Here is an 8,685-nt window from a genome sequence, read left to right as displayed (position 1 = left end):
TGCGCCGTCGTTCCTCCAACGGGTCCGTCAGTCGTGGCGTTGCCGCCCAGCGGCAAACCGATAGCCGTATTCCAGCAGGAAGACTATGCATGCCGGGACTACGCGTTCCGCTCGGACCATGTCGGCGCACCGTCCCATGATGGCATCCCGGAGGGGGTCGGCAGCAGTGCGATCGGAACGGTGGGAGGCGCGGCGGCCGGCGCCCTGTTCGGCGCCGCGGCCGGCAATGCCGGCATCGGCGCGGCAATCGGCTCGGGTGCTGGCCTGCTGCTTGGCAGCGCTGTTGGAGCAAACGGTGCGCAAGCCTCCTCGGCCTCCCTGCAGGCGAGATACAACGCGGCCTACGCGCAGTGCATGGCATCGAAGGGCAACAGTATTTCGCAACCGGCCGTCTATCGCACGGCGCCGGTCTACGCTCCGCCTCCCGTCGCGTATGCGCCTGCGCCCCTCGTCTACGGTTACCCGCAACGCTTTGGCTACTGGTCTTATTGAGCGAAATGACGGCTGGCAATGACGCGTGGGGTCACCCAAGGCCATTGCACGTAATAGTTCAAAAGGCGGCAGGCGACCCGAAATAGACGCTCGACATTGTCGAAAGCGGACACCGAAAAAGGATCACCTGGCGACGCGCGCTGTATGCGCGTCTCAAACGCTGACATCGTTCGACGACGGCGCCAGATGCAGCCTGCTGGTCGCGAGCATCACCCCTGCCAGCACGACGATACCGGCGAGAATGCCCGATAGCCGCATCAGCGCGGGTACCGGATCGGCCGACCAATGATGGTCCTGCACAAATACCATGATGAACGCGATCGTGAATTGCCGCCCAACGTAGCTTGCCCCTTCCCGCCCCGTCTGCACGTGACAGCCTATCCACACGCCGGCAGACAGCGCCAACATGCACCAGATCGCTTGCCCCTGCATCAGCGGCAGTAGCGCCACACCGAGCGCGCCGGCCAGCACGCAACCGGCCACGCGGTGCACCATCTTTTCCATGACCGGCTGCCGTGTTCTGTCGGCTGGCAAGCCTGCCGGCAAGATCAGCACCGCGATCGCCGTGACCATGGCTTGCGCGAAGCCAGGCAGATGCAAAACATAGGTAAGGGCTGCCAGGATGATGATTGCCAGTGCACTCTGCAAGCCCAGCAGCATGCGAGTCGGGCGCATCGATTCTGGAGACGGCGGAAGCACTGAAGCGGAAGGCGCCGCGGATTCGCCGGCCGCGCGCGCCGTGGCAGACACTGACGGCGCGTTCTTCGCATACCACTTCGGCCCGAAGTGAAACACGCTCGCCACCAGCAGGCAAGCGAGCGTTCCCACCATGACCTCGGCGACTCGCAGCGCTGCAAACAATGTCCTTGCCCGCAAGGCTATCGATACCACGCGCAGGCTCGCGTCCGGCAGGCGACTGCTGCATTCGCGCGTGCCGGGTCGCATGCGCCTTAGCAAGTCGATTGATTCTTGCGGGTCGACCTATTCAGTTCGTGGCGGACGGCTACTCGTCGCTGGCGCAAGCCTTCGAACAAATCGTCGCCCATGTGTCCAACAGAAGTCCCACCGCGCCCAGACCCCATCAGGTGCAAACCGCCCGACAAACAGCAACAACGCGAGCAGCGCGGGACACCAGCGCAAATCCGTCGGGATCGGCTCGCGGTGAGCGAAGCGCGCGTCCAGCATCGCATCGTTCAACGACGCCGCGCTCCAGAGACGGCGATAACCAAGACCGGTCTGCCCAGCCACGAACGCCAGATACTGGCCGCGTAACTCGGAAAGCTCCTCGTGTGTCTCGACCGCTGCATCGGAGCCCGGCGTGGTCGGCACCTGGATCACGTCGTCGGGCTGCCAGTAGCCGATCCGGTTGCCGTCGGCGTCGGTCTTCGGAATGGCCGCGGGTTGGTCGCCCCCCACGCCGATCAGCCAACCCTTGATGCCCGCGGCATTGATATCGCGCATCAGCGCACGCGACGCCGGGACAGGCGGCGCCTCCTGCCCGTCGGTGATAAACACCACGGCCGCATCGTGGCCGACATCCTGCGCCACCCGCACCGCCGAATAAACGCCGCCCTCCGCAATCCGGCTCCAGTTGGTCCAGCGCATGCGTGCGCCGATACCGTCGAGCGACACCAGCAGCGCGTCGTAGTTGTCGCACACCTCGATGGGCGGCAGCAACAGCAAAGTCCGCTGCCCTGTAAACACGCTCCAGCCAACTTTCGAGCCGCAAGGCAAGTGCCCAAGCGCGTCGCGCATCGCGGCCTGCGCGAACTTCAACCGACTCACGGGCACGCCGTTCAGACTGACGTCGTCGACGTCCATGCTTTGCGTGATATCGAACGTGACGATGTAGTCGAATGCATTGCGCGGCAGTTTCACCTTCGGCATGACGACCGCGGCGATCAACGCGACGAGCGCGACCGGCATCAACCAGTGACGCAGCCTGGAGAAGCCACGCTCGCGGGTCCCGCTGCTCACGGCAAATCCTTGCTTTGCGGATCGCGCAATTTCACGTTGTGCTGCTCTTTCACATCGGGCTCATCGGACGCGGACTGTGTTTCAGGTGCGAGCCAAAGCGCCCGCTCGAGGTTATAGCGCGCGTCCCAATCGTCGGGCGCCGCGCGTAGCAACATCCGGTAGCGCGCTTTGGCCTCGCCGATCATCGCGAGCGACCTGACTGCGCCGGCGCCCTCTGCGCCCCCTTCGCGCAGATACATGTTGCCGAGATCGAACAGCGCCGTGCGGCCGAGGTCGTCAAGACGGTCCTCGTGGATCAGGCCATCGTAAAGCCGGGCCGCCGCATCGTAGGCGCCCGCTTTCGATAACGCCATCGCGCGTGCGAGCTGAACCTGCGGCGCGTCGTCATCGGTGCGGTCCTTGCGCGGGTCGGCGCTCGCTGCCGCAATCGCCTGATTCATCTGCGCGGCGTGCTGAAGACGCATCCAGTCATACGCGGCCACGCCGGCGCAGCAGATCGCGATGGTTCCGAACACGGCGTGGACGAGCATGCGCGTCATGCCCAACTCCTTACCTGAAGCAAACGCAACGCCATCAACACCGCGGAGAAGAACAAAGCGCTCGCGAAGCAATACGGACTCAAATCCTGTCGAGGCAAATGCTCGACAAACGACGTCCGCGCGTTTTGCTGCCGGTTGATTTCGGCGACGGCCGCCATCATGGCTTTCGCGTCCCCCGCCTGGAAAAGCCGGTAAGGCGTCGGCAGCGTCAGAAAAAATCGATGCAGTTCGGCCTCGGCCGACGACTCGCGGGCGGGTAGCGTGGCGTTCAGATCGGGACTATAGAGACTGCTGCGCAAGTAAATGAAGTACAGCGCGATCTGGTTGCGCTGCAGACCCGCCTGAATGCGTCGCCGTACCGCCTCATCGAGCCGTGCGCCGCCATCTGAGACGAGCACGATCGCGCGGCGACCCGACGAGGGGCGGCCGTCGAACTGGTCGATCGCGCTCAGCATGCCCCGGTCGAGCTGCGTGTCCGGCATGCCCCGGCCAATGGCCGTCGCGGCGATTGCCGCCTCGATCGCGCGATGGTTGTAGGTGAACGGTATCGCGAGCACGGGACTGCTGCCGAACATCATGAACGCGAGCCGGTCGTTGGGCCGCTGGTTCACGAAGCTCGTCAACGACGCGCGCGCCACCTTGTTCTTGGCGTCGCCACGCGGCGCCTCGACGCCCGCGCTACCCATCGGCTCGTCCATGCTCGCACTGCGATCCATCAGGATCAGGATCTGCGCGCCGCTGCCGGTGCGCACCACCTGCAGTTGCGAGCGGCCCGGCCCGGCTAGCCCGACGACGATACCCGCCATCGCCAGCACGCCACTGCCGCGCGCGAGCCAGCCGGCCAGCCGGCCGACGCGATCCACCGGCAACCACGCGACGCTGGAAAACACCAGGCTGTCGCTGCGCCGGCGCATCAATGGCAGCGCGGCTAGCGGCAGCAGGACCAGCATCCACGGCGCGGCGAAATCGAGAGCCATGGTCATCGCTGATGACGCCGTTCAGCCCGATACAGCGCACGGCACAACGTCTGCAACGGAAACTCGGCCGCGCCCGGCGCAGGCTTGAAGAAGCGCTCGGCCGATACCTGATAGAAGTGCTCCAGTTGCGCGCGCAGCGGTTGCAGATAGGGCGCGCGAGCGAACAGGGCGGACAGCGACCCGGAGTGCACCACCTGTCCCGCCGTTTCGTTCAACGCATGATGCAGACAAAACCAGGCGTCTTTGGACGAAGCGGCTTGTGCGCCGCGAAGCCGTTGCATGTGCCGCCACGCCCGCGCAAAGGGCAAGCGCGCCGACTCGCGCAGGTTACGCCACCACCACCAGGCCACCCACGCGAGCAACGTCGCGAGCAACAGGCCGAGCGCCCACGTCATCTGGCGGCGCAATCCGGCGCTCGCCGGCAAGGGCGCCTCGCGATCGGGCCGCAGCGGCTGCAGGTCGCCGGCAGCGAACGCGCCCGGCGGAGTCAGTGGGCCGACACTCGCGGGCCATTCGGGCACCTGCAATTGCGCGCCGCCTGGCGACGTCAATGTCAACGCGGGCAACGTGATCTTCGTGAGCGTCGGCGGCGCATTGACGATCTGATAGCCGATCACGATCCAGCGGCGGCCATCCGCATCGGTTTCGAACGACGCTGGCCGGCGTTCGAGCCAGACACCCGCGCGGCCGACCGAAGGCGGCGTGACATTGCTCACGTCGTTGCCGCCGGCTTGCAGAAGCACGCGTTGCGTGAGGACGTCGCCGAGCACGTAGCCGAACGCGCGCGGCTGTTGAACGATCGCGGGCACCGCCGTGGCAGCGGCGCTGCTGGCCGCGTGGGCGGCAGCCAGCCACGCGGCGATCAGCACGTAGTTGTGCAAACCGCGCGTGAAGCCGACCCGGAGTCCGCACAGTGTCATACGGTCGTCTCCAGAAAGTAACGCGACATGGCTTCCGGATCGAAAGCGCCTTCGACATAGAACGGCGGCATGCCACGCGAGCCGAAGAGCCGGTCGAGTTCCACGCGGCGGCGTGCGACGCCTTCGAGCCAGCGCTTGCGGATACCGTCGCGCAGCCACACCCTGCGATCTTCGCCGGACTCGGCATCATGGACCGCCAGCAGCGGGCCGCGCCGAGGCGGCGAAATTTCAGCCTCATCCCAAACGACGATCGGCACGACGCATGCGTGGACCAGGGTGTCGAGTACGCGCGGCATGTGCGCGAGCGGCCAGTGGAAGTCGGACACGACGAAAACGAGTGCCTGGCGCCCGGCCAGCCGCGTCGCGCAGCGCCGCAGCCCTTCGCTCCCGCCACTCACGGCTGCGCTGCCGGGACACGCGCGCAGCATGGCCGCCAGCAGATTGCCGGTGCCCCGGCCGTTGCGCGGCGGCACGAAAAGATCGTCGCGTTCGTCGGCGTCGAATGCCAGCATGCCCAGCCGATCGCCGACACGAAACGCACTGTAGCCCAAGGTCTCGACGAAGTCGGCGGCAACCTGCAGCTTGGTTTGACGCGCGCCGAAATGCATGGACGCCGACACGTCGACGATCATCACCACCGGCACCGCCACGCGCTGGAGATGAACTCGCACCAGCCATTCCGAGCGCGCCGCGCGCAGGCTCGCGCGCAGATCCAGACGGCGCGGATCCGGGTAGTCGAACAGGCGGCCGTGCATCGCGAACTGCTGGCCGGAGCCGAAGCTCGAGCCGGGATGCGAACCTGGCCGCGCACCGCCCGCGCGCGTCGGCAGACGATAGTGGAATTCGGCTATGCCGTTCATCGCCGGGCGCGCCTCAAGGCACGGCAACCTTGGCCATGATCTGCGCGATCAACGCTTCGGCCAGTTCCTGGCGGCGCAGTTCATAGATCGGGGTGAAGAACACACGATGACCGAGCGCCGGCATCAGCACTTCATGGATGTCCTCCGGAATCAGATGCGAGCGGCCCGCGAGCCATGCGACCACGCGCGCGGCCCGCAACAGCGCACTCATCCCGCGTGGGCTCGCGCCCGCCAGAATCAGCTGCTGCATGTCGACGCCGTCGAGCGTGATGCCGAAATGCAGGGGCGTTTCCGTCGCTCGCCAGATATCCAGCACGTAGCGCTCGATCGTTTCGCTCGCTTGCACGCCTTGCTGAATCGCCGCACCGATGCTGTTCAACTGTTGCCAGGCCACGATCGCGGGCGTCAGTTGCGCGAGCAGCACGTCGACGTCATGGAACATCGTGTCGAACACCAGCGCGCGCCGCACGTCCGGCGCGGCGGGCGTAGGCATGTTCAGCTCGAACAGGAAGCGGTCGCGCGCCGCCGATGCCAGCTCGAAGGTTTCTTCTTTCTCGACCTTGTTGCGGTCGGCGAACACGGTCATATGCGGGAAGCGATGTTCGCGGTCGAAAGCCCAGACGGACCGCTCGGCCATTGCGCGCAGCAACAGCGATTGGACCTGCGGACGAGCCCGGTTGATTTCGTTGAAGAAGAAGGTGGTCAACTGCTCGCCGTTGCGCAGCAGCGGACCCGGATCGATACGAGGCTTGCCGTCCGCATCGACGTAGGTGTGATAGACGAGATCGCCCGGCATCAGATCGATGGTGCCTTCCACGCGCTCGAACTCTCCGCCGACCACGCGCGCGAACGCGCGCAACACAGTCGTCTTGCCAACGCCGACGCCACCCTCGAGCAGCACGTGGCCCCGGGCGAACAGCGCGACGTTGATAAGCCGTAGGATTTGCTGCTGGCCTATGACGACCTTGGCGACTTCGTTTTCGATTTGCAGTGCATGAAAACGCCAGTCCTGAAGCTGTTCGCCAGAACTCATCGATGCGATCCCCTTCTTATAGCAGGCTGCCTGTGGTGCGACGGATGTTTTATCCTGAGCCAGCGACACCCGCATGCTTTTCTCGTTGTGCCCGTGCGGTTATCAGTGTCGACGGGTCCTGCGCTCGCCGGCATCTGTTCAAGCACGGTTTGTGCCGATCATGCGGACCACCGGATCGTGCCACGCCGCGCCCGGATAGTTGTCATCCTGTCACGACATTCGGGTACACACTGTGCCATCGGTCGCGACGCTCAAATGCACTACGCACTGCGCGTACGAGCCTGGCACCCGACCCTCGCCTGCGTCGCTGCGGCAACCCGGCTCATCGTCATGGTGCTACGCGATCCGCCGGTGTTTGATCCACGAGTAGTCCGACGAGCGCCGTCGCGCCGCGGCGCCAAGACAAGTCCGTATTGCCGCGAATGTCGACCGAGCGCTGGAACACCGTCTTCCCGCTGCCTACTTCTTCGACACGCAGGTTCAGATTGAGGATCAGATTGCTGACCTTCTGGACCCAGCATGTCCCCACCTGCTCGACGCCCAGCTCGCGTCCAACCTGCCGCGCGCAGTTCTCGCAGGTGGTCAGATCCTGCATCGCGCCGAGCCGGGCGATCAGATCGGTCGCACGGCCGTTGTCGGCGATACGGTAGCGCTGGCTGGCAGCCAGCTGCGCACGCAGCACGTCGCTGACCATGCCGATGCGCGCCTGCTGGAGGCGATTGGTATCGGCATCGTTGTAGGCGGCGTTATCGTCGATCAGCGTGCAGTTCAGCACCGCAATCGCGACTGGCCCGGCGCGTGCAGGCGCCGCGGCGAACACCACAACGGCGAAGGTGCAGAACAAACCAGCAACCCGTACGAATGCTGCGCGCCACCCAAACGGCCGCTTCATTTCACGCCTCCGTGCCGGCTGGAAACTTTGCAAACGCCGCGTACTCGTGCTCCAGATGAGTCGCCGCATGATCGAGCAGGAACTGGCGAAATACCACACCGGTCGGCGACAGCTGCTTTGAACGAAGATGCACGATTTGCCAGGTGCGTTCGAGCGGCGTGCCGTTCACGTCGAGCAATGCGATCTCACCGGTGCGCAGTTCCAGCAGCAGCGTGTGCAACGAAATGAGGCTCACGCCCATGCCCGCCATCACCGCCTGCTTGATGGTCTCGTTACTGCCGAGCGTGACGACCTTGGCGGGCTTGAACAGGTGCTGCCGGAACATCATCTCGGCGGCCATGCGCGTCCCCGAACCGGGCTCGCGCAACAGGAACGTATCGCCGCGCAGCTCCTGCAGATCGAAGCGCCGCGCGCCGCACAGCGGATGATTCAACGGCGCGATCATCACTTGGGGATGACTGGCTAAGGGTTCGGTGGTCGTGTCGAGTTCGGGCGGCGGACGCCCCATGATCGCCAGATCGATCGCGTTGTCCTGCAGTAGCCGCAGCAACGCGTCGCGATTGCCGACTGAAAAGTGCACGTCGACCTTCGGGTACAGATGCGAATAGAGCGCCAGCAGCTTCGGCGCGAAGTAGGTTGCCGAACTGACGATGCCCACATTGATGGTGCCGCTATCGGCCTGTTTGAGCGACATCATCGCATCTTCGGCATCCTTGATTTCGCCGAGAATGCGGCTCGCGTGATGCGTCAGCACCTCGCCCGCTTCGGTCAGCGCGAGCTTGCGTGCGACGCGCTCGAACAGCCGCAGGCCGACCGCATCTTCCAACTGATGAATCTGCATCGAGACGGCCGGCTGGGTCAGATGCAGTTCCTCCGCCGCGCGCGCGAAACTCGTATAACGGCTTGCCACGACGAATATCTGCAACTGCCGCAGCGTCAATGAGCGGATGAAATTCAGGTTGACCCGATTCGTCGCGAAGCGCGCGGTCTGCATG

The 8,685-nt window shown here is 65.0% G+C and carries 10 protein-coding genes; 1 reads left to right on the top strand and 9 read right to left on the bottom strand.

The window, feature by feature from the left end:
• A partial coding sequence (locus tag QOC89_RS25280; RefSeq protein WP_323047515.1) for a glycine zipper family protein occupies positions 1-492 on the top strand: 492 nt, incomplete at its 5' end.
• Between the two features lie 153 nt (positions 493-645).
• Here QOC89_RS25280 and QOC89_RS25275 read toward each other — a convergent pair.
• The 9 genes from QOC89_RS25275 to QOC89_RS25235 all read right to left on the bottom strand — a co-directional run bounded on the left by QOC89_RS25275 (position 646) and on the right by QOC89_RS25235 (position 8,684).
• Positions 646-1,323: an FUSC family protein gene (locus tag QOC89_RS25275; RefSeq protein WP_323047514.1), complete on the bottom strand. Its 678-nt coding sequence runs from the start codon at positions 1,321-1,323 to the stop codon at positions 646-648.
• A gap of 150 nt (positions 1,324-1,473) precedes the next feature.
• Positions 1,474-2,469, bottom strand: coding sequence for an MxaL protein (locus tag QOC89_RS25270; protein ID WP_323047513.1), 996 nt, complete (start codon positions 2,467-2,469; stop codon positions 1,474-1,476).
• Positions 2,466-3,008, bottom strand: coding sequence for a tetratricopeptide repeat protein (locus tag QOC89_RS25265; RefSeq protein WP_323047512.1), 543 nt, complete (start codon positions 3,006-3,008; stop codon positions 2,466-2,468). The genes QOC89_RS25270 and QOC89_RS25265 overlap by 4 nt, the downstream gene beginning before the upstream one ends.
• The gene (locus QOC89_RS25260) at positions 3,005-3,991 is read right to left on the bottom strand and encodes a vWA domain-containing protein (RefSeq protein WP_323047511.1); all 987 of its coding nucleotides are present in this window, start codon (positions 3,989-3,991) and stop codon (positions 3,005-3,007) included. The genes QOC89_RS25265 and QOC89_RS25260 overlap by 4 nt, the downstream gene beginning before the upstream one ends.
• Positions 3,988-4,905, bottom strand: a complete 918-nt coding sequence (locus QOC89_RS25255; protein ID WP_323047510.1) for a calcium incorporation protein MxaA — start codon at positions 4,903-4,905, stop codon at positions 3,988-3,990. The genes QOC89_RS25260 and QOC89_RS25255 overlap by 4 nt, the downstream gene beginning before the upstream one ends.
• The gene (locus tag QOC89_RS25250) at positions 4,902-5,765 is read right to left on the bottom strand and encodes a DUF58 domain-containing protein (protein WP_323047509.1); all 864 of its coding nucleotides are present in this window, start codon (positions 5,763-5,765) and stop codon (positions 4,902-4,904) included. The genes QOC89_RS25255 and QOC89_RS25250 overlap by 4 nt, the downstream gene beginning before the upstream one ends.
• Positions 5,766-5,778: 13 nt before the next feature.
• On the bottom strand, positions 5,779-6,798 hold the full coding sequence (locus tag QOC89_RS25245; protein WP_323047508.1) for a MoxR family ATPase: 1,020 nt from the start codon (positions 6,796-6,798) through the stop codon (positions 5,779-5,781).
• 328 nt (positions 6,799-7,126) lie between these two features.
• On the bottom strand, positions 7,127-7,690 hold the full coding sequence (locus QOC89_RS25240) for a DUF3280 domain-containing protein (RefSeq protein WP_323047507.1): 564 nt from the start codon (positions 7,688-7,690) through the stop codon (positions 7,127-7,129).
• Between the two features lies 1 nt (position 7,691).
• Positions 7,692-8,684, bottom strand: coding sequence for a LysR family transcriptional regulator (locus QOC89_RS25235; protein ID WP_323047506.1), 993 nt, complete (start codon positions 8,682-8,684; stop codon positions 7,692-7,694).
• Position 8,685: the final 1 nt, after the last annotated feature.

The sequence above is a fragment of the Paraburkholderia sp. genome, assembly GCF_034668105.1.
Taxonomy (GTDB): domain Bacteria; phylum Pseudomonadota; class Gammaproteobacteria; order Burkholderiales; family Burkholderiaceae; genus Paraburkholderia.
The sequence above is the reverse complement of the archived record's forward strand: the minus strand, read 5'-3'. Positions and strand labels throughout refer to the sequence as shown.

Excerpts from the sequence above, each read along its gene's own strand:
- QOC89_RS25250 (WP_323047509.1), bottom strand. The coding sequence starts at position 5,765 with ATGAACGGCATAGCCGAATTCCACTATCGTCTGCCGACGCGCGCGGGC.
- QOC89_RS25260 (WP_323047511.1), bottom strand. The coding sequence starts at position 3,991 with ATGACCATGGCTCTCGATTTCGCCGCGCCGTGGATGCTGGTCCTGCTG.
- QOC89_RS25255 (WP_323047510.1), bottom strand. The coding sequence starts at position 4,905 with ATGACACTGTGCGGACTCCGGGTCGGCTTCACGCGCGGTTTGCACAAC.
- QOC89_RS25275 (WP_323047514.1), bottom strand. The coding sequence starts at position 1,323 with ATGGTGGGAACGCTCGCTTGCCTGCTGGTGGCGAGCGTGTTTCACTTC.
- QOC89_RS25240 (WP_323047507.1), bottom strand. The coding sequence starts at position 7,690 with ATGAAGCGGCCGTTTGGGTGGCGCGCAGCATTCGTACGGGTTGCTGGT.
- QOC89_RS25245 (WP_323047508.1), bottom strand. The coding sequence starts at position 6,798 with ATGAGTTCTGGCGAACAGCTTCAGGACTGGCGTTTTCATGCACTGCAA.
- QOC89_RS25265 (WP_323047512.1), bottom strand. The coding sequence starts at position 3,008 with ATGACGCGCATGCTCGTCCACGCCGTGTTCGGAACCATCGCGATCTGC.
- QOC89_RS25235 (WP_323047506.1), bottom strand. The coding sequence starts at position 8,684 with ATGCAGACCGCGCGCTTCGCGACGAATCGGGTCAACCTGAATTTCATC.